This window comes from Delftia tsuruhatensis, assembly GCF_903815225.1.
Lineage (GTDB): Bacteria > Pseudomonadota > Gammaproteobacteria > Burkholderiales > Burkholderiaceae_C > Comamonas > Comamonas tsuruhatensis_A.
This window is the reverse complement of the sequence record NZ_LR813084.1, coordinates 2,120,638-2,141,828: the sequence shown is the minus strand read 5'-3', so window position 1 is coordinate 2,141,828 and position 21,191 is coordinate 2,120,638. Positions and strand designations below refer to the sequence as shown.

The following is a 21,191-nucleotide window of genomic DNA, read 5'->3' as shown; positions in this document are numbered from 1 at the left end:
AACGGAGCCGGGGCAAGCACCCAAGCGGTCAGATGGCAGACAGCTTTCGAGTGTAGGCGATCCACACGGCGCCATGCAGCGCCTGGCTCCCTGCGTTGAGGCCCGTTACCGCAGGCAACGGGCCTCAGCCGCGCAGCAACGGTTTCAGCACCTGGCGAAGCCCCTGTGGAATCTGCGCCGGCCGGCGCGTATGCCGGTCCACGTAGACATGGACGAAATGCCCGGCCGCGGCCGTCAGCGGATCGCCCTGCGCGAACAGGCCCACCTCGTAGCGCACGCTGGAGCCGCCGATGCGGGCCACGCGGATGCCGGCCTCCACGGTCTGGGGAAAGGCCAGCGGCGCAAAGTAGTTGCATTGCGTCTCGATGACCAGTCCTATCGTCTCGCCCGCGTGGATGTCCAGCGCGCCCTGCTCGATCAGGTGGGCATTCACGGCCGTGTCGAACCAGCTGTAGTAGACGACATTGTTCACATGGCCATAGACATCGTTGTCCGACCAGCGCGTGCTGATGCTGCGAAATGCCGCATAGGCCGAACGAGGCTGTGGTGCGGGACGGCTGGGTGGCGATTCATTCATGGTGGCCATTGTGCAATCCCTGCCATGCACCCCGCATTCCCTGGCTGTCGCCATCAGGACGCCCGGCATTTTCCAGGCCGGCACGCCGATAAGCATGCTCACCAAAAATGTCGCAAAACCGACACAAAATCACTTCAAAATCAAACACTTACAAAAAAGCCACAGCTTCCCGGATTTTTTTGCTGCACCGCAGCATCAACCCCTTGATTCCTTTTTTGCAATCCCTACAATAAGACCCATGCTGCACTGCAACATGACATTCAGGTCAAGTCAGCGCAGGCATTCCCCGTAACCCGAGACCCTGGTGGTCCGTTTTTCTGGAGACTGACATGAGCTTGACCCCTGACCAAATCCTGAGCGCACAAAAGGCCAACCTGGAAACCCTGTTCGGCCTGACCTCCAAGGCCTTCGAAGGCGTGGAAAAGCTGGTGGAACTGAACGTGACCGCCTCGCGCGCCGCACTGACCGAGGCCGCCCAGCACACCCAGGCCGTCCTGAGCGCCAAGGATGCGCAGGAGCTGCTGTCGCTGCAAGCCAACCTCTTCCAGCCCCTGGCCGAAAAGACCGCCGCCTACAGCCGCCATCTGTACGACATCGCCAGTGGCACGGGCGCCGAGTTCGCCAAGACCTTCGAAAGCCAGGCTTCCGAACTGCAAAAGAACTTTGGCGCCCTGGTGGAGAACACCGCCAAGAATGCACCCGCAGGCTCCGAAACCGCCGTCGCCGTGATGAAGAGCGCCGTGTCGGCCGCCAACAATGCCTTCGAGTCGGTGCAAAAGGCCGTCAAGCAGGCATCGGATCTGGCGGAAGCCAATTTCACGGCCGTGACCAACACCGCCAGCGAAGCCGTCCAGTCGGCCCAGACGCGCAAGCGTTGAGCCCTCCGTCTTACAACGGCGCCGTGTGCAAGAATCAGTGATTACCCGCATAATTGCATGCATCCCGGGTCGCAAGACCTGACCAGTTGTCTCCTTGGATCCTCTCGAAACCCCCGTTTCTGGATCCTTTCAAACCCAGTCCGAGGACTGGGTTTTTTTTCGCCCGAATTCACCGGCGATGCATAGGCCCTTTGGCGCCCTCTCCTTTATTAAGAACGATTCGCGTCTGGCCTATCATCGCGCTTTGCCATCAAAAGAGAGGCCCGTCTTCATGTCGAAATCCCTGAAAGCCCTGTTCACCGCATGCGCCCTGGTGGCCGCCGGCACAGCCCTTGCCGACACCCAGGTCGTCAACCTCTACTCCGCGCGCCACTACTCCACGGACGAGGAGCTGTACAACGGCTTCACCAAGGCCACCGGCATCAAGATCAACCGCGTGGATGGCGACGACGCCGGCATCATCGCGCGCCTGAAGGCCGAGGGCCAGGCATCTCCGGCCGACGTCATCCTGCTCGTCGATGCCGCCCGCCTGTACCGCGGCGAAGTCGATGGCCTGTTCCAGCCCATCCACTCCAAGGTGCTGGAAGATGCCATCCCCTCCAATCTGCGCGCCCAGCCCACGGCCGACGGCATCAGCTGGTTCGGCCTGTCCACGCGCGCCCGCGTCATCGTCTACAACAAGGCCAAGGTCCAGCCGACCGACGTGCAGAACTACGAATCGCTGGCCGACCCCAGGTTCAAGGGCCAGTTGTGCATCCGCTCGGGCTCGCACCCCTACAACCTCAGCCTGTTCGGCACCGTGGTCGAGCACATGGGTGATCAGAAGGCCGAGGCGTGGATCCAGGGCATGAAGGCCAACCTGGCCCGTCCGCCCAAGGGTGGCGACACCGACCAGATCAAGGCCGTGGCCTCGGGTGAATGCACCATCGGCGTGACCAACAGCTACTACCTGGCACGCATGATGCGCTCCGGCAAGCCCGAGGACCAGGCCGTGGTCGGCAAGATCGGCGTGGTCTTCCCCAACCAGTCGAGCTGGGGTACCCATCTGAACATCGCCGGTGGCGCCATCGCCCGCCATGCCAAGAACAAGGACAACGCCGTCAAGTTCCTCGAATACCTGGCCAGCCCGGCGGCCCAGAACTATTTCGCCAACGGCAACAACGAATGGCCGGCCGCCAAGGGCGTGGAGCTGGACAACCCCGCGCTCAAGGAGATGACGGGCGGCAAGCCCTTCAAGAGCGAGACCATCCCGATCACGGCCGTGGGCAAGAACATGACCAAGGTCCAGCAGATGCTGGATCGCGCAGGGTTCCAATAGGCAGGCACGCCCGAGGGGCCACCCGCTTCTGCGCCGCCCCTGCAAGCCCGGCCCGTTTCGGCCGGGCTTTTTCTTGGGCGCGACATGGTGGCGGCCAGGCTGCATGCATAATTTGGAATTTACGTTTACGTCAACGTCAGACAACCAAGGAGACATTCCATGCAGATCAAGGACAGGGTATTCATCGTCACCGGCGGCGCTTCGGGCCTGGGCGAAGGCACGGCACGCATGCTGGCGGCCGAAGGCGGCAAGGTCGTGATCGCCGACATGCAGGCGGACAAGGGCGAGGCCGTGGCCCGCGAGATCGGTGGCGTCTTCGTGAAATGCGATGTAAGCCAGGAAGCCGACGGCCAGGCCGTGGTGGACAAGTCCGTGGGCCTGGGCAAGCTGGCCGGCCTGGTCAACTGCGCGGGCATCGCTCCGGCCGAAAAGACCGTGGGCAAGAGTGGAGCGCACAATCTGGCGTTGTTCTCCAAGACCATCACGGTCAACCTCATCGGCAGCTTCAACATGATCCGCCTAGCCGCCGCCGCCATGTCGGCCAACGAGCCCGAAAACACGGGCGAGCGCGGCGTGCTGATCTCCACGGCCAGCGTGGCAGCCTACGATGGGCAGATCGGCCAGGCCGCCTACGCCGCCTCCAAGGGTGGCGTGGTCGGCATGACGCTGCCCATCGCGCGCGACCTGGCACGCAACGGCATCCGCAACATGACCATCGCGCCCGGCATCTTCGGCACGCCCATGCTGTTCGGCATGCCCCAGGAAGTGCAGGATGCGCTGGCCGCCGGCGTGCCCTTCCCCAGCCGCCTGGGCACGCCCCAGGACTATGCCAAGCTGGTGCGCCACATCCTGGACAACGACATGCTCAATGGCGAGGTGATCCGCCTGGACGGTGCCATCCGCCTGGCGCCGCGCTGAGCCAGCCCTGCGCCGGCCTGCCCCAGGCGGGCGCACTGGATGCGACCTTGCCTGCCACGGCCTGCGGCACCCGGCCAACGCAAAAAGCCACCTTGCGGTGGCTTTTTTTGCTGCATGTGAACATGGCCATGCAGGAAATCTGGCGGAGTGGACGGGACTCGAACCCGCGACCCCCGGCGTGACAGGCCGGTATTCTAACCAACTGAACTACCACTCCTGGCAGACAGCTTTTGCGCTCTTGCGAGCCAAGTGCTGCAAACTTGGCGACCCTACGGGGATTCGAACCCCGGTACTCACCGTGAAAGGGTGATGTCCTAGGCCTCTAGACGATAGGGTCAATCCTAGAACTTGCGTAAAACCCAAGTCTCAATTTTGGTGGAGGTAAACGGGATCGAACCGATGACCTCTTGCATGCCATGCAAGCGCTCTCCCAGCTGAGCTATACCCCCTTTGCTGCAACGTTGCACTGCTTCGTTGCTGCGATTCAAAAATTGTAGCACAGCGTTTTGGGCTCAAAACCGGAATGCATGACTTTTTTATGTCGCCCTGCATTCCGGTGCCAGCAGCCCTTCAGGGCAGGCTCTGCCCGTCGCGGATGCGGTGGATCTCGGCGATATCCACCACCCAGACCAGGCCGTCACCGACCTGTCCCGAGTGACAGGCCGAGGTGATGGCAGCGCGGATGGGCTCGACCATGGCTGCTTCGGCCAGCACGCAGACCATGATCTTGTCGGAGAAGTCGGTCAACTCCTCCTTGACACTGCGCTTGTCGATGGCGGCAGGGGCCGTGAAGCCCTCGGCGCGGAACAGCGTCACGCCCGGGAAGTTGGGAATGGCGCGCAGCGCATCGCGCAGGCGCTCCAGGCGGCTGGGACGCACGATGGCGCGGATTTCCTTCATCGTCATGGATTCACCTCCTTGGATCAGGCTTCCAGCGGTTTTTCATCAAACCAGCGGTACAGGGTGGGCAACACCACCAGCGTCAGCAGGGTGGACGAGATCAGGCCGCCGATCACCACGATGGCCAGCGGGCGCTGCACCTCCGAGCCGGGCCCGGTGGCGAACAGGAAGGGCACCAGGCCCAGCAGGGCCACGGTGGCCGTCATCATCACGGGGCGGAATCGCTGCACGCAGCCCTCGCGCACGGCCTGGGCTACGTCCATGCCGTCCTCGCGCAGCTTGCGGATGCAGGTGACCAGCACCACGCCGTTGAGCACGGCGATGCCCCACAGCGCGATGAAGCCCACCGAGGCCGGCACGCTCACGTACTCGCCCGTGACGAACAGGCCGATCAACCCGCCGATGGATGCGAACGGCAGCACCAGGATGATCAGCCCGGCCAGCTTGACCGAGTTGAACAGCAGGAACAGCAGGAAGAAGATGGCAACGATGGTCAACGGCACGATAACCTGCAGCGTGCCCATGGCGCGCTCCATGTTCTCGAACTGGCCGCCATAGATGAAGTAGTAGCCATCGGGCAATTGCACCTCGCGGTCGATGCGCTGCTGCACCTCGGCGACGAAGCCGCCCAGGTCGCGCCCTTCCACGTTGGCGCCCACCACCACGCGGCGTTTGCCGCTTTCGCGGCTGATCTGGGCCGGGCCGTCCACGAGTTCGATGCGGGCCACGCTGCTCAGAGGCACCTGGGCGCCGGTGCTGGTGGTCAGCAAGGTGGCGCCGATGGCCGCCGGCGAGCCGCGGAAAGGCTCTGGGAAGCGCACGACCACGTTGTAGCGGCGCTCGCCCTCGTAGACCGTGGTGACTTCCTTGCCGCCGATGGCCGACTCGATCACGCCCTGCACATCGGTGACGTTCAGGCCATGGCGGGCGATGGCCTTGCGGTCGATGTCCACCGTGAGCGCCTGCTGGCCCGAGAGGCGCTCGACGCGGATGTCGGCGCTGCCCGGCACGCTTTTCAGGATGCGGGCGACCTGCTCGGAGACGTCGCGCAGCTCGGTGAGTTCGTCGCCGAAGACCTTGATCGCCACCTGCGAGCGCACGCCCGTGACCATCTCGTCCACACGTTCGGAGATCGGCTGGGACAGCACGATCTGCACGCCGGGAATGGTGGACAGGCGCTGGCGGATGTCCTCGTCGATCTCGTCCTGGGTGCGGTCAGACTCGGGGTCCAGCAGCACGATGGGATCGGACTCGTTGGGGCCTGCGGGGTCGGCCGGCGATTCGCCACGCCCCAGCTTGGAGACCACGCTGAGCACGCCAGGCACTTCGGCCACGGCCTTCATCGCCGCCATTTCCATGCGGATGGACTCGTCCAGCGAGATGCTGGGCACGCGGTTGATCTGCGGCGTCAGGGCGCCCTCCTTCATGGTCGGCATGAAGGACTTGCCCAGCAGCGGGAACAGGCCCAGCGAGCCCAACAGCAGGGCCACGGCCACGGCCAGCGTGGCCCGGTTGCGCGCGGTGGCCAGGTCCAGCAGGCGCAGGTAGTGGCGCTTGAGGAAGGCGATCAGCCGTGTGTCGTGGTCGGCGCCGCCCTTGAGGAAGTACGAGCACAGCACCGGCGACAGGAACAGCGACACCGCCAGCGACACGGCCAGCGAGATGGCGATCGTCAGCGCCAGCGGGCCGAACATCTTGCCCTCGATGCCCTGCAGCGTCATCAGCGGCAGGAACACCAGGATGATGATGGCGATGCCGAAGATGGTAGGCGTGGCCACCTCGGTGGTGGCCGACAGCACGGTGCGCACGCGGGCGCCCATGCTGTCGCCGGCCTGGCCGAGCTTGTGGAACACGTTCTCCACCACCACCACCGTGGCATCCACCATGAGGCCGATGGCGATGGCGAGCCCTCCCAGCGACATCAGGTTGGCCGAGATGCCCCAGCGGTTCATCATGATGAAGGTGGTCAGCGGCGTGATGATCAGCGTGGCCACCACGATCAGGCTGGAGCGCACGTCGCCCAGGAAGATGAACAGCACCACGACCACCAGCAGGATGCCTTCGATCAGCACCTTGCCCACGGTCCACAGCGCCGAATCGACCAGGTCGGTACGGTCATAGTAGGGAACGATCTGCAGGCCGCCGGGCAGCATGCCCTTGGCGTTGATCTCGCTCACGCGCTCCTTCACGCGCGTGACCACTTCCTTGGCGTTGCCGCCGCGCATCATCAGCACGATGCCTGAGACACCTTCGGTGTAGCCGCCCTTGATGATGGCGCCCTGCCGCACTTCGGCACCCAGCCGGACCTCGGCCACGTCGCGCACGAAGACCGGCACACCGCCTTGCTCCTTGAGCACGATGTTGGCGATGTCGTCCAGCGTCTGTATCAGGCCCACGGCGCGGATCAGGTACTGCTCGGTGACCTGGGGCAGGATGCCGCCGCTGGCGTTGGCATTGTTGTCGGCGATGGCCTGGACCACCTGGCGCACCGACAGGCCGTAGTGGCGCAGCCGGCCCGGATCGACCTCCACCTGGTACTGTTTGACGTAGCCGCCCTGGGAGTTGATCTCGGCCACGCCGGGGATGGAGCGCAGCAGCGGTCGCGCCACCCAGTCCTGGATGGTGCGGCGCTCGGTCAGCTCCTCGGGGGTGAGGGCGCGCTTGCCGTCGTCGGGGTGTTCCAGCGTGTACTGGTAGACCTCACCCAGGCCCGTGGACACCGGCCCCAGCACGGGGATGATGCCCTCGGGCATGCGCGGGGTGACCTCCATCAGCCGCTCGGTGACGAGCTGGCGCGCGAAGTACACGTCGGTGGCATCGGTGAAGACCAGGGTGATGATGGACAGGCCGCTCTTGTTGAGCGAGCGCATCTCCACCAGGCCCGGCATGCCGGTCATGGCGATTTCCAGCGGCACGGTCACGAAACGCTCGATCTCCTCGGGCGAGCGGCCCGGCGCCTCGGTAGCCACCTGGACCTGGACATTGGTGACGTCGGGGAAGGCGTCGACCGACAGATGCATCGCCGCGCGCAGGCCGAATCCGCACAGCACGAGCGAGAGAACGATCACGATGAGTCGCTGGCTCAGGGCGGCCCGGATCATGGAAGAGATCATGGGCTTACTCCAGCTCGGCGCGCTTGCGCTCGTTGTTCAGGTGGAAGGCACCGGTGGTGACGATGACCGCGCCCTCGGCCAGGCCCTTGTTCACGGGACGCATGCCGCCGCTGGCGGCGCCCAGTTCCACGGGCGTGAGGCGGTAGTGGTTCTCGCCCTTGCGGACGAAGACATGGTCGCGGTCGTTTTCGCGCACCACGGCATCGGCGGGCACGGCCAGCAGTTCGCGCGACTCGCCCTGGATGCGCATGGTGGCCAGCATCTGGGGCTTGAGGTCACGCTCGGGGTTGTCCACCTGGGTGCGGATGGTCACCGTGCGCGTCTCGGGCGTCACGGTGTCGCCGACATGGATGATCTGGCCGGACAGGGTGCGCTCGCCCAGCGCAGGTACCGCGATCTCCACCGACTGGCCGGCGCGCACGCCGCTGGCCATCTGCTCGGGGATGGCGCCCACCACCCAGACGGTGGCCAGGTCGGCCACGGTGAACAGCGGATCACCGGGCTGCGCCACCTGCCCTGCGCTGACCTTGCGCTCGATCACCACGCCGGCCCCCGTGGACAGCACGGCCGCATGCGATTGCAACGTGCCTTTGTCGCGCAGCTGGGCAATGGCGCTGTCGGGAATACCGATCAGGCGCAACTGGTCGCCGGCCGCACGCTGCTCGGCACGCGCGATGGCCAGCTCGGATTCACGGCGCAGCAGCTCGGCCGAGCCGATGACGTCGGCGGCGATCAGCTGGCGCGCCCGTTCCACGCCGCGCTCGGCCAGCATGGCTGCAGAGTGCGCGCGCAGGTAGGCGAGCTGGGCCGTGGTCAGCTCGGGGCTGGCCACGCGGGCCAGCACCTGGCCGGGACGCACGCGATCGCCCACCTCGACCAGCACCTCAGCCACGCGGCCCGTGACCGCCGCGCCGATGCGGGCCACCTGGCGCTCATTGGCCTCGATGCGGCCGGACACCTCCTGCAGTGGCGCTATCTGCGCCTTGGCCACGGGACTGGCCGCGAAGTTGGGCGCCATCTCGGCGGTGACTCGCACCTCCAGCGGATCCTGCTCCTGGGCCGTGGCTGAAGCAGGCGCAGCCGTCGCGGCAGCTTCCTCGTTCTTGCCGCAGGCGCTCAGCGCCAGGGTCGCGGCCAGCAGGCCGGCCAGGGCCATCGAGTGCAGCAGCGTGCTGCTGCGGGCGCCTGTGGCAATGTTCTTCGATTGCATAGTCAAGGACATGTTTGTTTCTGAGTTCGGAGGTGAGGCAGGGTGGGCGCGCTTCACAGCGCGGCCGGGTCGTCGTAGCGGCCCGCGAGGTATTCGAGCTGGATGCGCGCGGCCTGCAGCTGGTAGCGCGCATCGAGCAGGTCGGCGCGGATGGAGCGCAGCACGCGCTGCGCATCGAGCACGTCCAGGATGCCGCGCTCGCCGAAGCGGTAGGCGGCCTCGGCCACACGCAGCGCCGATTCGGCCTCGCGCACCGAGCCCTGGCTCAGCGCCTGGGTGCGCAGGCGCGCCATCTCCAGCTCCTTCCAGGCCTGCAGCGTCTGCTGGCGCAGCTCGATCTGGCGCCCCTCCAGCTGCAGTCTTGCGCGCTCCAGCTCGGAGGCCGCCTCGTCGATGGGGCCTCGCTGCTGGTCCAGCAAGGGAATCTGGATGCTCACCCCCACGGTGTTGAGCCGCACGTCGGGCTCGCGCGTCTGCCCGTAGCGCAGTTCCACGCCCGGCCAGCGCGCCGCCTTGGCGCCATCCAGGCGGGCCTGGGCACGCTCGACCTCGGCCTTGAGCTGGCGCAATTCGGGATGCGCCATGGGGTCGATCTCACCCATGTCCTCGATGCGCAGCGGGTCCTCCAGCGAGACATCGAGGCTAAAGCGCACGGGCAACTGGCCGGCGGCCAGGCGACCCAGCGTCAGCTGCGCCTGCTCGGCGCGCAGGCGCGCGGTCTGCTCCAGCTGGCGTGCCTGGATGATCTCGGCATCGGCCTTGATGATTTCGTAGCGCGCCGCCTCGCCACTGTCCACACGCACGCGAACCCGCTCATGCGCCTGCTCCAGCAGGCGCACGGCGTCCCTCGCGGCCTCGACCTCGGCCTCGCGCAGCACCATCTCGTAGGCACGCAGGCGTACCTGGGCCACCAGCGCGTTGCGCGTGGTGGCCACGAAATGGACCGAGCCTTCCTCCCCCGCCTTGGCCGCCTCGACACGCGCGCCACGCACCGCCGGGTTTTCGATGGGCAGGGCCACGGCCCACCCCTGCACCGTGCCGGCGGCAGCACCCGGTACCCGGGCACTGTTGCGGCCCTGGTTCCACTCGAGCCTGGGATTGGGCAGGGCCGATGCACTCAGCACACCTGCACGCGCCGTGGTCCGCGACTGCTCCACGGCGCGCAGGTCGGGGTTGTGCTCCAGCACGGCGCGGACAACCTCGTTCAGGCTCAGCCGGGGCAGGCTCTGCGCATTCACCAAAGCGGACACGGCCGCGCCGGCCGGCGCCTCGGCAGGCGCGGCCTGCGCCGACGCGCCGGCGCTCCAGCCCAGCGCAAGGCCGCAGATCGCGCCTTGCAGGGCCTTGCGCGAAAAAGAGGGAAAACGGGCGGGGGCCATTCCCGCCAATACCGTTGGATTCACCATGGCATGCATCTGCCGCACAGCGGCAGTCGAGGGGTTGAGTAAGAAATGGGCCTTCCCAGGCGGAACACGCAGGAACAGGCAGGGCCGCGCCGGGCGCGGTCAGCACGCGGGCGAAGGCATGGCAGGCACGCCGCAGGGGCGGGCGCGAGCAGCCGTCAGGCAGGTACGGGATTCAGCCGAAAGGGGCGCAGGGCATGCCTGCGCCGCACAGGCGGTCAGCCGATCAAGGAAGGTTTGGGCGGACGCAGCAACTGGCCTGGTACGGGCGACAGGTGCGACTGGGGATATGACGCGGGCGGCGCCCACAGCGACACCACCTGGACGGCGATGGGCTCGGGGGGCCAGTACATTTCCGAGGAGCGATCCTCGCCGCAGGCCGGCAAGGCCAGCAGTTGCCGGGTATTGCCACCGTGGGCCGTCAGCTCGGCAAATTCCGTCTCGTCCTCTTCCTCGAGTTCGTCAAGGAATGCCTCATCGATGGCAACGATGGGATGGTGCGCCAGCAGGCCATCGTTCTCCAGCCCGTCGGGCGATGCCGAAGCCGCCACCTGTCCCCAGACGATGGACAGCAGCATCAGCAGGGAAAACAGGAACGAAGGCGCAAGGCGCATGGGGCGAAGAAGGCGGGGACAGTCAAAATGGATGCCCCGGGAACAGGACACCATCTATTGTTACGAATGTTGAGCCAAAGTTCCGGGTTTATCCCTAAAAAACCTGTGCCCAAAGTCGCATTTCGAGCACAAGGGCTTGCCGAGCCGCGAGGAGGCGTACGGCAGGCGGGCTGCAGGCAGCAACAAAAAAGCCACCTTGCGGTGGCTTTTCTTACTGCATGGACCCGGGCCCACGCAAGGAATCTGGCGGAGTGGACGGGACTCGAACCCGCGACCCCCGGCGTGACAGGCCGGTATTCTAACCAACTGAACTACCACTCCTGGCAGACAGCTTTTGCGCTCTTGCGAGCCAAGTGCTGCAAACTTGGCGACCCTACGGGGATTCGAACCCCGGTACTCACCGTGAAAGGGTGATGTCCTAGGCCTCTAGACGATAGGGTCAATCCTAGAACTTTCGTTCTTGTTTTGGTGGAGGTAAACGGGATCGAACCGATGACCTCTTGCATGCCATGCAAGCGCTCTCCCAGCTGAGCTATACCCCCAAAAATCCGATACTGGCGGAGTGGACGGGACTCGAACCCGCGACCCCCGGCGTGACAGGCCGGTATTCTAACCAACTGAACTACCACTCCTGGCAGACAGCTTTTACGCTCTTGCGAGCCAAGTGCTGCAAACTTGGCGACCCTACGGGGATTCGAACCCCGGTACTCACCGTGAAAGGGTGATGTCCTAGGCCTCTAGACGATAGGGTCAAAACCTGGATTTTGCCGATAAAAAAGCGCCTTCATGCTGGGAAAGGCGCTTACATACCAAGCGACAGATTGTGGCGGAGTGGACGGGACTCGAACCCGCGACCCCCGGCGTGACAGGCCGGTATTCTAACCAACTGAACTACCACTCCTGGCAGACAGCTTTTGCGCTCTTGCGAGCCAAGTGCTGCAAACTTGGCGACCCTACGGGGATTCGAACCCCGGTACTCACCGTGAAAGGGTGATGTCCTAGGCCTCTAGACGATAGGGTCAATCCTAGAACTTGCGTAAAACCCAAGTCTCAATTTTGGTGGAGGTAAACGGGATCGAACCGATGACCTCTTGCATGCCATGCAAGCGCTCTCCCAGCTGAGCTATACCCCCTTCATGCTGCAATCGCTGCTTCTTTTCAGTTGCTGCGTTTGCATCAGAGACTCGAATTATAGACAGGTTTTTAGCGGTTTTTCAAACGGGCCAGAATTTTTTCACGACCCAGCAACTCCAGCACCGCGTCCACGGAAGGCGTGTGCGCCGTGCCCAGCGTCAGCACGCGCACGGGCATGGCCAGCTGTGGCATCTTCAGGCCCTGGGCCTTGAGCACTTCCTTGATCAGGGCTGCAATGGCTTCCTTGCTCCACTCCACCGAGGCGATGCCTTCGGCGAAGGCGTCCAGGGCGGGCGCCACGGCCTCGGTCACATGCTTGGCCAGGTCCTCGGCGTTGCGCTCGAATCCGTCCACATAGAACAGACGCGCCCAGCCGGCCAGGTCGACCAGGGTTTCGCAGCGGTCCTTGAACAGCGCGCAGATGCGCGGCAGGCGGTCGTCGGCATCGAGCAGGGCCGCGTCCACGCCGGCCTGGAGCACGAAGGGGCGCACCAGGGCCGCCAGGGCCGCGTCGTCCAGCGCCTTCAGGTGCTGGGCGTTGACCCAGCGCAGCTTGGCCTCGTCGAACTGGCCAGCACTGCGACCCAGGTGGTCGAGGTTGAACCACTCCAGGAACTGGGCGCGGCTGAAGATTTCATCGTCACCGTGGCTCCAGCCCAGGCGCGCCAGATAGTTGACCATGGCGTCGGGCAGGTAGCCCTCGTCACGGTACTGGGTGACAGCCTTGGCGCCATTGCGCTTGCTCATCTTCTCGCCCTGCTCGTTGAGCACGGTGGGCAGGTGAGCGAACACCGGCACGCTGGCGCCCAGGGCCTCGAAGATGTGGATCTGGCGCGGCGTATTGTTGACGTGGTCATCGCCACGGATCACATGGGTGATGCCCATGTCCATGTCGTCCACGCAGACGCAGAAGTTGTAGGTGGGCGTGCCATCGGGGCGCGCGATCACCAGGTCATCCAGCTCGCTGTTCTGGAACTCGATGCGGCCCTTGCACTTGTCCTCCCAGGCCACGACGCCGTCCTTGGGCGTCTTGAAGCGCAGCACGGGTTGCACGCCTTCGGGCACGGGCGGCAGCACCTTGCCTTCTTCAGGGCGCCAGGTACCGTCGTAGCGCGGCTTTTCCTTGTTGGCCATCTGGCGCTCGCGCAGGGCGTCGAGCTCCTCCACGCTCATGTAGCAGGGATAGACATGGCCCGAGGCCTGAAGGCCGGCCAGCACCTGCTTGTAGCGGTCCATGCGCTGCATCTGGTAGAACGGGCCCTCGTCATGGTCCAGCTGCAGCCAGGCCATGCCTTCGAGGATCACATCCACCGAGGCCTGGGTGGAGCGCTCCACGTCGGTGTCCTCGATGCGCAGGATGAAGTCGCCGCCCGTGGCGCGCGCGAAGGCCCAGGGATACAGGGCCGAGCGGATGTTGCCCAGGTGGATGAAGCCCGTCGGGGACGGGGCGAAACGGGTACGTACTTTTTGGGTCATTGCAGGGTGTCCAGTCCGCGGGAGAGATCGTTCTTGATGTCGCCCAGGTGTTCGAGTCCGACGGAGACGCGCAGCAGGCCCTGGCCGATGCCGGCGGCCTGGCGCTGCTCCTCGCTCAGGCGGCCATGCGAGGTGCTGGCCGGGTGGGTGATGGTGGTCTTGACGTCGCCCAGGTTGGCCGTGATCGAGCACACCAGGGTGCTGTCAGCCACATGGAAGGCATTGGCGCGCAGTTGCCCGGCGCCCTCGCCCACCACATCGAAGGACAGCACGCCGCCGCCCATGCCGTTTTGCTGACGCATGGCCAGTTCGTGCTGCGGGTGGCTGGCAAGGCCCGGGTAGTAGACGCGCGCGACCTTGGGATGCGCCTGCAGCCAGGTGGCCAGCTCCAGCGCGGCGGCGCTTTGAGCCTTGACGCGCAGCGACAGCGTCTCAAGCCCCTTGAGCACCACCCAGGCGTTGAACGGCGCCAGGTTCAGGCCACCGCTGCGCAGGAAGGTGCCCATGACCTTGTCCACCAGCGCCGTCGTTCCGCAGACGGCGCCCGCCATGACGCGACCCTGGCCGTCCAGCAGCTTGGTGCCCGAATGCACGACCAGGTCGGCACCGAATCTGGCGGGCTGCTGCAGCACGGGCGACGCGAAGCTGTTGTCCACCGCCAGCAGCGCGCCATGGGCGTGGGCCAGCTCGGCCAGCGCGGCGATGTCGCACAGGTCGGTCAGCGGATTGGTCGGCGTCTCGGCGAACAACAGCCGGGTGTTGGGGCGGATGGCGGCCTTCCAGGCCCGCACATCGGTCTGCGAGACGAAGCTGGTCTCGATGCCGAAGCGCGACATCTCGCCGCCCAGCAGTTTGATGGTCGAGCCGAACATGGACTGCGAGCAGATCACATGGTCACCCGCCTTGAGCGTGGTCAGCGCCACCAGCAGGATGGCCGACATGCCGGTGGACGTGGCCACGGCGCATTCCGTGCCTTCCATGGCCGCCAGGCGCTGCTCGAAGCTGGTCACCGTGGGATTGGAGGTCCGGCTGTAGGTGTAGCCGAACTCTTCGTTGGCAAAGCGGCGCGCTGCCGTGGCACAGTCGGGCTGCACGAAGCTGCTGGTCATGTACAGGGCTTCGCTGTGCTCGCCCCACTGGCTTCTTTCCACGGCCACGCGCAGGGCCAGCGTATCGGGATGCAGGCCTTCGGGAAGTGTCTTGTTCGTCACGTTGATGGTCCTAGGGATCGGGCACGGGCCACCGTGCTGGCGGCACCCGGAAAAAAGGAGCTAGAAGCGCTTGCACCTGGCGGCATGGCCCCCCAGCACCAGCGCTTTTAGCTCATCTGTCAAAAAAGGCGGGCCACAGGCCCGCCCGGTATTGTCACTGAATGCCCGCCCGCTCAGGCTTCCTGGGCATTGGGCAGGGACAGGCGGGAGGCGTCGCCGGCCTCTTCCTCGCCGCCACGGTTGCGGCCCTCGTTGAGCGCGGTCACCTCGTCCTCGGAGATGTCGCCCGTGATGTAGACGCCGTCGAAGCACGAGGCCTCGAAGCCCTGCACCTGCGGATTGATCTTGCCCACGGCCTGCTTCATGGCGGCCACGTCCTGGTAGATCAGCGCATCGGCGCCGATGACCTGGCGGATTTCCTCGACAGAGCGGCCATGGGCCACCAGTTCGGCACGCGTGGGCATGTCGATGCCATAAACGTTGGGATGGCGCACCGGCGGCGCGGCCGAAGCCAGGTAGACCTTGACGGCACCGGCGTCGCGCGCCATCTGCACGATTTCCTTGGAGGTGGTTCCGCGCACGATGGAGTCATCGACCAGCAGCACCTTGCGTCCCTTGAACTCGCTGCCGATGGCATTGAGCTTCTGGCGCACGGACTTCTTGCGCGAGGCCTGGCCCGGCATGATGAAGGTACGGCCCACGTAGCGGTTCTTGACGAAGCCTTCGCGGTAGGGAATGCCCAGCAGCTGGGCCAGCTGCATGGCGCTGGGACGGCTGGATTCCGGGATGGGGATGATGGCATCGATCTCGCTCGGCGGCACGGTGGAGACCACGCGCTTGGCCAGTGTCTCGCCCATGTTCAGGCGGGCCTGGTAGACCGAGATGCCGTCCATCACCGAATCGGGGCGCGCCAGGTACACGTACTCGAACACGCAGGGGTGCAGCTCGCTCCTGTCGGCGCACTGGCGGGTCTCGACCTGGCCGTCGTTGTGGATGAACACGGCCTCGCCCGGAGCGATGTCGCGCTCGAGCTGGTGCAGCGTGCCTTCCAGCGCCACGGACTCGCTGGCCAGCATCACGGTGCCATCGGCACCCCGGCCCATGCACAGGGGACGGATGCCGAAGGGATCACGGAAGGCCAGCAGGCCGTAGCCCGCGATGAGGGCGATCACGGCGTAGGAGCCCTTGATACGCCTGTGCACGGCGCTGACGGCCTTGAACACGTCCTCGCTCTTGAGCGGGGCGCCGCTGCTGGCGCGCGCCAGCTCGTGGGCCAGCACGTTGAGCAGCACTTCGGAGTCGCTCTCTGTGTTGGTATGGCGGTGGTCCGTGTCGGACAGCTCCTGGCGCAGCTGCTTGGCGTTGGTCAGGTTGCCGTTGTGCACCATGACGATGCCGAAGGGCGCGTTCACGTAGAAGGGCTGGGCCTCTTCCTCGCTGGTCGCGTTGCCGGCCGTCGGGTAGCGCACCTGGCCCAGGCCCACCGTGCCCGGCAGCGCGCGCATGTTGCGGGTGCGGAACACGTCGCGGACCATGCCCTTGGCCTTGTGCATGAAGAACTTGCGCTCCTGCTGGGTCACGATGCCGGCGGCATCCTGGCCACGGTGCTGCAGCAGCAACAGGGCGTCATAGATCAGTTGATTCACGGGTGCGGTGCTGACCACACCAACGATTCCACACATAGTTGCGTTCCATCCGTTTGCGAAGGTCGCCCTTCGCTGACTGGGCCGTAGCAGCCACCCATTGGCCACGCCTGCGCCCGATTCTCTTTCCAAACTGTTTCAGCCAGCCGACTCCTGCGCTGCAGCGCCTTGTCATGCGGCCGGCAGATAGCGTCCCCACTCCTGCGGCAACTGGGGCAGCACCCTGGCCAGCACCTGCGTCAGCCACGGCGCCAAGGCCGAATCCTGCCACCACTGCCCCTGGTGCAGCGGGGTGTAGCTGATCACCATCGTCGCCAGCAGGGCCAGCAGCGCACCGCGCAGCACCCCGAACAGCGCGCCCAGCGACCGGTCCACGGGCCTCAGGCCCACCGCCTCGATCAGCCGGCGCGACAGCCAGGACACCAGGCCCCAGGCGAACAACGCCGCGATGAACAGCAGCACGAAGCCCGCGGCATAGCGCAACTGCATGTCCCAGTCCTGCATGGGCAGCCACAGCGCCACGTCGGCCGCCCAGATGCGAGCCACGGCGAAGGCCACCAGCCAACCCACCAGCGACAGGACCTCATACACCAGTCCGCGCCAGGCGCCCAGCAGCATCGAGGCCAGCACGCCGGCCAGCAAGATCCAGTCCACCGTGGACATACGCTATGTCTGTGTGCCCATGCCGCTTTGCAAGATCTGCGCCACCGCTCAGAGCTTGAGCACCGATGCCGGCAGGCCCTGGCCCTTCACACGCGCCGCCGCCTTGTCGGCATCGGCCCGGTTGTTGAAGGGACCGACGCGCACCCGCGTGCGCTTGCCGTCCTTGGTATCCACCACCTGCGTGAATGTCTTGAGGCCCGCCAGTTCCAGCTTGGCGCGGATCTCCTGGGCCTTGCTGGCCTCGGCGAAGGCGCCGACCTGCACGATGAAGCGCTCGTCCGCCGCCGCTGCCGATGCCGCAGGCGCGCTGCGCCCCTCCAGCAGGGCCCGGGCACGGGCCGCCTCGTCGCTCCTGGACGGTTCGGGCTTGGGTTCGGGCTTTGGCTTGGGCTCGGGTTTCGGCTCGGGCTTGGGTTCCGGCTTGTGCTCGGGCTTGGCCGGCTCAGGCTTGGGCCGGGGTTCCGGCTTGGGCTCGGGTTTGGGCTCGGGCTTGACGGCAGGCTTGGGATCCGGTTTCGGCTCGGGCCGGGCTTCAGGCCTGGCCTGGGTGGCCGAGGACACGGGCGGGACCACGGGCACGGAAGGCCGGGCCACGGGCACCTCTTCCTCATCGGCACCCAGCGAAGCCTGGGCCGGCACACGGCCTCCCGGCCCCGTCCCGCCCTGATGGGAGTGGGCATCCACGGCATTGGCGCCGGGCACGACCAGGGGAGCGACCTTGTCGCGGTCGGGGATCTCGATAGGAATGTCCACGGGGATGGGACGCGGCTGGGTGTCGAACAGCAGGGGAAAGCCCACCACACCCGCCAGGACCAGCACGGCCGCGCCGATCAGGCGATGGCGCGCGCGGCGGCGCATGACATCGACGCTTTCCGCCTGTCCCAGTCGCGTGGGCCGCCTTGATCCGGACGACGAATCGCCGTCGTCTTTTTTGCCGGGCCAACGAAAATTGAAAAGTGCCATGGAATGCGGACTCGTTCTGATCGGTCACCCCAGGCAGCCACGATGGCCGCCCGCGGTGCGGATCACTGGATTCAGGTGCCCAGATGCTTGGCGTTCAGCCGGGGCGGGCCGTCCTGCAGCACACCGCCCACCGTGAAGAACGAGCCAAAGACCACGATTCTATCAGTGGGACCTGCCGCCTTGACGGCCGCATCCAGCGCCAGCTGAGGGCTTGCGAAGCTGTCGATGGCGATCTGGCGGGGCACGCCCGGTGCGGGTGGCAGGGCTTCGATCTTCCCGCGCAGCACCTCGGCAGTCTCGGCGCGCGGTGTCGGCAGCTCGGTCAGGTACCAGCGGTCGATCAAGGGGGCGATGCGGGCAAGCATGGGCTCCAGGTCCTTGTCGTGCATGGCGCCGAAGACCGCGTGCGTACACGGGAAATAGCCCATGGCGTCGAGGTTGGCCGTCAGCGCGGCCACCGAATGCGGGTTGTGCGCAACGTCCAGCACCAGCGTGGGCTGGCCCGGGATGATCTGGAAGCGCCCCGGCAGCTCGACCATGGCCAGCCCCGTGCGCACGGCCTGGGCCGTGACCGGCAGGCGGTCGCGGATGGCCTCCAGCGCCGCCAGCGCGCCCGAGGCATTGACCAGCTGGTTGGCACCGCGCAGCGCGGGATAGGCCAGCCCGGCGTAGCGGCGCCCGCGCCCGGCCCAGCCCCACTGCTGCTTGTCGCCCGAGAAGTTGAAATCCTGCCCGAAGCGCCAGAGGTCGGCGCCGATGGCTCGGGCATGGTCCAGCACGCTTTGCGGCGGCATGGGATCGCTGACCACCACGGGCCGGCCGGCGCGCATGATGCCGGCTTTCTCGCGGCCGATGCTCTCGCGGTCCGGGCCCAGGAATTCCACATGGTCGATGTCGATGCTGGTGATGACCGCGCAGTCGGTGTCGATCACATTGGTCGCATCGAGCCGGCCGCCCAGGCCGACCTCCAGAATGGCCACATCCAGCCTGGACTGGCTCATCAGCCGCAGGATGGCCAGCGTGGTGAACTCGAAATAGGTGAGCGCCACCTCCGAACCCTGTACGCGCGCCTGCTCCACGGCCTCGAAATGCGGTAGCAGCTCGGCCGCCTTCACGATCTCGCCGCCCACGCGGCAGCGCTCCTCGAAATGCACCAGGTGGGGCGAGGTGTAGACACCGGGTCGGAAACCCGACTGCAGGGCCACGGCCTCCAGCATGGCGCAGGTCGATCCCTTGCCATTGGTGCCCGCCACCGTGATCACAGGGCATTCGAAACGCAGATCCAGGCGCTGGGCGACTTCACGCACGCGATCCAGGCCCAGGGCAATGTTCTTGGGGTGCAGGCGCTCGCAATACGCGAGCCATGCATCCAATGTGGGAAATGAGGTGTGCATACTGCGCGCTATTGTTACCCAGGGCCAGTGCCCTTGCGGTCCCGCCGCCATCCCCCACCCCCTCAACTGCAAGCATTTATGACAATTGCCGCCATCCCCATCGTCTACGGCATTCCCAACTGCGACACGGTCAAGAAAGCCCGTGCCTGGCTCACCGGCCGGGGCATCGCACACGAATTCCATGATTTCAAGAAGCAGGGCGTGCCGGCCGAGAGGCTGCCCGCCTGGATGCAGGCCGTCGGCTGGGAAAAGCTGCTCAACCGCCAGGGCACGACCTGGCGCAAGCTCGACGCCGACACCCAGGCCGGCGCCCAGGACGCGACAGGCGCCGCCACGTTGATGCAGCAGCAGTCCAGCGTGATCAAGCGCCCCGTCGTGGAATGGCCCCACGGCCGCATCACCGTGGGCTTTTCCGCCGACGCCTGGGCCGAGTACGCGCAGGCGTGCAAGCACTGACACCCCGGGCTGCCATGGAACAGCTTCTTACGCGGATTTACGCCGCCGCAAAGTGCTTTTCCCGGCCGAGGAATACACTGGCACCAGGCTCGGCAGGAAGTACTGCGCGAGCAACAGGAGTGCAATCATGAAATCCCTGGTTCTTTTGACGCTGGCGGCCACCACTGCCACCGTGGCCCTGGCCCAGGAGCAAGGCCGGGTGCTGTCCGTGACCCCGGTGACCCAGCAGGTGGCCGTGCCCCAGCAGGTCTGCCGCGATGAGAACGTCTACACCGGCCAGCGCACCTCGGGCGCGGGCGCCGTGCTGGGCGCACTGGCGGGTGGCGTGGTTGGCAACGCCATCGGCCATGGCGGTGGCCGCGCGGCAGCCACGGCGGCCGGCGTGATCGGCGGCGCCATGCTGGGCAACTCGGCCGAAGCCTCCGGTCAACCCCAGTACCAGACCGTGCGCAACTGCACGACGCAGACCTTCTACCAGAACCGCGCCGTGGCCTACGACGTGGTCTATGAGTATGCGGGCCGCAACTACACCACGCGAACCGCCACGCCTCCCGGCGACTGGATCGCGCTGAGCGTGCAGCCTGCGGCCAACAGCGGCGCCTACGGCAGCAACGGCTACTACAGCAGTACCCAGCCGCCGCAGGCCGCCTACGCGACCACGCCCGTGGCGCCGCCCGTGGTCTACCAGAACAACTATTACGATGGCGGCGGCTACTACGCTCCCCCGCCCCAGCCGGTGTACTCGGGGGCCGACTATGTGGCTCCCGTGGTCATTGGGGCGGCTCTGGCCGCTGGCGTCTACTACGCCTCGCGCCCCAGCTATCACGGCTGGCGCGGCGGCCACTACCGTCACGGCTGGCGCCGTTGAGCCAGCCATGTGCCTGCCCGAAAAGCCCCGCCAAGGGGCTTTTTGCATGGCGGCGGCCAGCACGTACGGGCATCGGCCGGGTGCTGCCCTAAAATGGATGGTTTAGTCCAACCTCAGCCCAGCCTCCATGACCACCGAAACCATCTCCGGCGTCACCCTGACCACCAAGGCCAATGTCTATTTCGACGGCAAATGCATCAGCCACGGCTTCACGCTGGCCGATGGCACGAAGAAGTCGGCAGGCGTGGTGCTGCCCAGCCAGCTGACGTTCGGCACGGCCGCCGCCGAGATCATGGAATGCGTGGCCGGCTCGTGCGAATACAAGCTCGACGGCACGGACCAGTGGCTGACCTCCAAGGCCGGCGAGTCCTTCCAGGTGCCTGCGAACTCCAAGTTCGACATCCGCGTGACCGAGTCCTACCACTACATCTGCCACTACGCCTGAGCGGCCG

General features: G+C 66.0%; 19 protein-coding genes and 11 tRNA genes. 7 read left to right on the top strand and 23 right to left on the bottom strand.

What is annotated here, in order from left to right; genetic code table 11:
- Positions 1-124: 124 nt before the first annotated feature.
- Positions 125-586, bottom strand: a complete 462-nt coding sequence (locus L1Z78_RS09665) for an acyl-CoA thioesterase (protein ID WP_234641286.1) — start codon at positions 584-586, stop codon at positions 125-127.
- Between L1Z78_RS09665 and L1Z78_RS09660 the strand changes: the two genes are divergently transcribed.
- The 4 genes from L1Z78_RS09660 to L1Z78_RS09645 all read left to right on the top strand — a co-directional run bounded on the left by L1Z78_RS09660 (position 576) and on the right by L1Z78_RS09645 (position 3,691).
- The gene (locus L1Z78_RS09660) at positions 576-869 is read left to right on the top strand and encodes a hypothetical protein (RefSeq protein ID WP_234642311.1); all 294 of its coding nucleotides are present in this window, start codon (positions 576-578) and stop codon (positions 867-869) included. The genes L1Z78_RS09665 and L1Z78_RS09660 overlap by 11 nt on opposite strands.
- Positions 870-906: 37 nt before the next feature.
- Positions 907-1,455, top strand: a complete 549-nt coding sequence (locus tag L1Z78_RS09655; protein ID WP_234641285.1) for a phasin family protein — start codon at positions 907-909, stop codon at positions 1,453-1,455.
- A gap of 271 nt (positions 1,456-1,726) precedes the next feature.
- Positions 1,727-2,773 carry an extracellular solute-binding protein gene (locus L1Z78_RS09650; protein ID WP_234641284.1) on the top strand — a complete coding sequence of 349 codons (1,047 nt, stop codon included), beginning with the start codon at positions 1,727-1,729 and terminating at the stop codon, positions 2,771-2,773.
- 159 nt (positions 2,774-2,932) lie between these two features.
- Positions 2,933-3,691: a 3-hydroxyacyl-CoA dehydrogenase gene (locus L1Z78_RS09645; RefSeq protein ID WP_234641283.1), complete on the top strand. Its 759-nt coding sequence runs from the start codon at positions 2,933-2,935 to the stop codon at positions 3,689-3,691.
- 140 nt (positions 3,692-3,831) lie between these two features.
- Here the strand turns inward: L1Z78_RS09645 and L1Z78_RS09640 are convergent.
- From L1Z78_RS09640 to folC, 22 genes are all read right to left on the bottom strand, one after another.
- Positions 3,832-3,908 (bottom strand) — tRNA-Asp (locus L1Z78_RS09640).
- 44 nt (positions 3,909-3,952) lie between these two features.
- A tRNA-Glu gene (locus tag L1Z78_RS09635) sits at positions 3,953-4,028 on the bottom strand.
- 36 nt (positions 4,029-4,064) lie between these two features.
- Positions 4,065-4,140: transfer RNA gene (locus tag L1Z78_RS09630), tRNA-Ala, on the bottom strand.
- 121 nt (positions 4,141-4,261) lie between these two features.
- Positions 4,262-4,597, bottom strand: a complete 336-nt coding sequence (locus L1Z78_RS09625; protein WP_234641282.1) for a P-II family nitrogen regulator — start codon at positions 4,595-4,597, stop codon at positions 4,262-4,264.
- Between the two features lie 17 nt (positions 4,598-4,614).
- Positions 4,615-7,704: an efflux RND transporter permease subunit gene (locus tag L1Z78_RS09620; RefSeq protein ID WP_234641281.1), complete on the bottom strand. Its 3,090-nt coding sequence runs from the start codon at positions 7,702-7,704 to the stop codon at positions 4,615-4,617.
- A 4-nt stretch (positions 7,705-7,708) separates the two neighbouring features.
- The gene (locus L1Z78_RS09615; protein ID WP_234641280.1) at positions 7,709-8,926 is read right to left on the bottom strand and encodes an efflux RND transporter periplasmic adaptor subunit; all 1,218 of its coding nucleotides are present in this window, start codon (positions 8,924-8,926) and stop codon (positions 7,709-7,711) included.
- Positions 8,927-8,967: 41 nt separating this feature from the next.
- Positions 8,968-10,320, bottom strand: coding sequence for a TolC family protein (locus L1Z78_RS09610; protein ID WP_234641279.1), 1,353 nt, complete (start codon positions 10,318-10,320; stop codon positions 8,968-8,970).
- A 215-nt stretch (positions 10,321-10,535) separates the two neighbouring features.
- Positions 10,536-10,931 (bottom strand): hypothetical protein, encoded by a 396-nt coding sequence (locus L1Z78_RS09605; RefSeq protein WP_234641278.1) that lies wholly within the window; start codon positions 10,929-10,931, stop codon positions 10,536-10,538.
- 244 nt (positions 10,932-11,175) lie between these two features.
- Positions 11,176-11,252, bottom strand: a tRNA-Asp gene (locus tag L1Z78_RS09600).
- Between the two features lie 44 nt (positions 11,253-11,296).
- A tRNA-Glu gene (locus tag L1Z78_RS09595) sits at positions 11,297-11,372 on the bottom strand.
- Between the two features lie 25 nt (positions 11,373-11,397).
- Positions 11,398-11,473 (bottom strand) — tRNA-Ala (locus L1Z78_RS09590).
- A gap of 13 nt (positions 11,474-11,486) precedes the next feature.
- A tRNA-Asp gene (locus tag L1Z78_RS09585) sits at positions 11,487-11,563 on the bottom strand.
- 44 nt (positions 11,564-11,607) lie between these two features.
- A tRNA-Glu gene (locus tag L1Z78_RS09580) sits at positions 11,608-11,683 on the bottom strand.
- Positions 11,684-11,755: 72 nt separating this feature from the next.
- Positions 11,756-11,832 (bottom strand) — tRNA-Asp (locus L1Z78_RS09575).
- 44 nt (positions 11,833-11,876) lie between these two features.
- Positions 11,877-11,952, bottom strand: a tRNA-Glu gene (locus L1Z78_RS09570).
- Between the two features lie 36 nt (positions 11,953-11,988).
- Positions 11,989-12,064: transfer RNA gene (locus L1Z78_RS09565), tRNA-Ala, on the bottom strand.
- A 70-nt stretch (positions 12,065-12,134) separates the two neighbouring features.
- Positions 12,135-13,541: a glutamate--tRNA ligase gene (gene gltX, locus L1Z78_RS09560; RefSeq protein ID WP_234641277.1), complete on the bottom strand. Its 1,407-nt coding sequence runs from the start codon at positions 13,539-13,541 to the stop codon at positions 12,135-12,137.
- On the bottom strand, positions 13,538-14,752 hold the full coding sequence (locus tag L1Z78_RS09555) for an O-succinylhomoserine sulfhydrylase (RefSeq protein WP_234641276.1): 1,215 nt from the start codon (positions 14,750-14,752) through the stop codon (positions 13,538-13,540). The genes gltX and L1Z78_RS09555 overlap by 4 nt, the downstream gene beginning before the upstream one ends.
- Positions 14,753-14,925: 173 nt before the next feature.
- Positions 14,926-16,434, bottom strand: coding sequence for an amidophosphoribosyltransferase (gene purF / locus L1Z78_RS09550; RefSeq protein ID WP_234641275.1), 1,509 nt, complete (start codon positions 16,432-16,434; stop codon positions 14,926-14,928).
- A gap of 132 nt (positions 16,435-16,566) precedes the next feature.
- Entirely contained in the window at positions 16,567-17,058 is a 492-nt protein-coding gene (locus L1Z78_RS09545; protein ID WP_234641274.1) for a CvpA family protein, read from the bottom strand.
- Positions 17,059-17,106: 48 nt separating this feature from the next.
- Positions 17,107-18,021 carry an SPOR domain-containing protein gene (locus L1Z78_RS09540; protein WP_234641273.1) on the bottom strand — a complete coding sequence of 305 codons (915 nt, stop codon included), beginning with the start codon at positions 18,019-18,021 and terminating at the stop codon, positions 17,107-17,109.
- Between the two features lie 71 nt (positions 18,022-18,092).
- Positions 18,093-19,415, bottom strand: a complete 1,323-nt coding sequence (gene folC / locus L1Z78_RS09535) for a bifunctional tetrahydrofolate synthase/dihydrofolate synthase (RefSeq protein WP_234641272.1) — start codon at positions 19,413-19,415, stop codon at positions 18,093-18,095.
- A 78-nt stretch (positions 19,416-19,493) separates the two neighbouring features.
- Here folC and L1Z78_RS09530 point away from each other — a divergent pair, with 78 nt between their 5' ends.
- The 3 genes from L1Z78_RS09530 (at position 19,494) to L1Z78_RS09520 (ending at position 21,184) form a co-directional block, all read left to right on the top strand.
- Positions 19,494-19,871, top strand: a complete 378-nt coding sequence (locus tag L1Z78_RS09530) for an ArsC family reductase (RefSeq protein WP_234641271.1) — start codon at positions 19,494-19,496, stop codon at positions 19,869-19,871.
- Between the two features lie 127 nt (positions 19,872-19,998).
- The gene (locus tag L1Z78_RS09525; RefSeq protein ID WP_234641270.1) at positions 19,999-20,739 is read left to right on the top strand and encodes a glycine zipper 2TM domain-containing protein; all 741 of its coding nucleotides are present in this window, start codon (positions 19,999-20,001) and stop codon (positions 20,737-20,739) included.
- A 127-nt stretch (positions 20,740-20,866) separates the two neighbouring features.
- A complete protein-coding gene (locus L1Z78_RS09520) occupies positions 20,867-21,184 on the top strand; it encodes a pyrimidine/purine nucleoside phosphorylase (protein WP_234641269.1) in 318 nt (105 codons plus the stop codon).
- Positions 21,185-21,191: the final 7 nt, after the last annotated feature.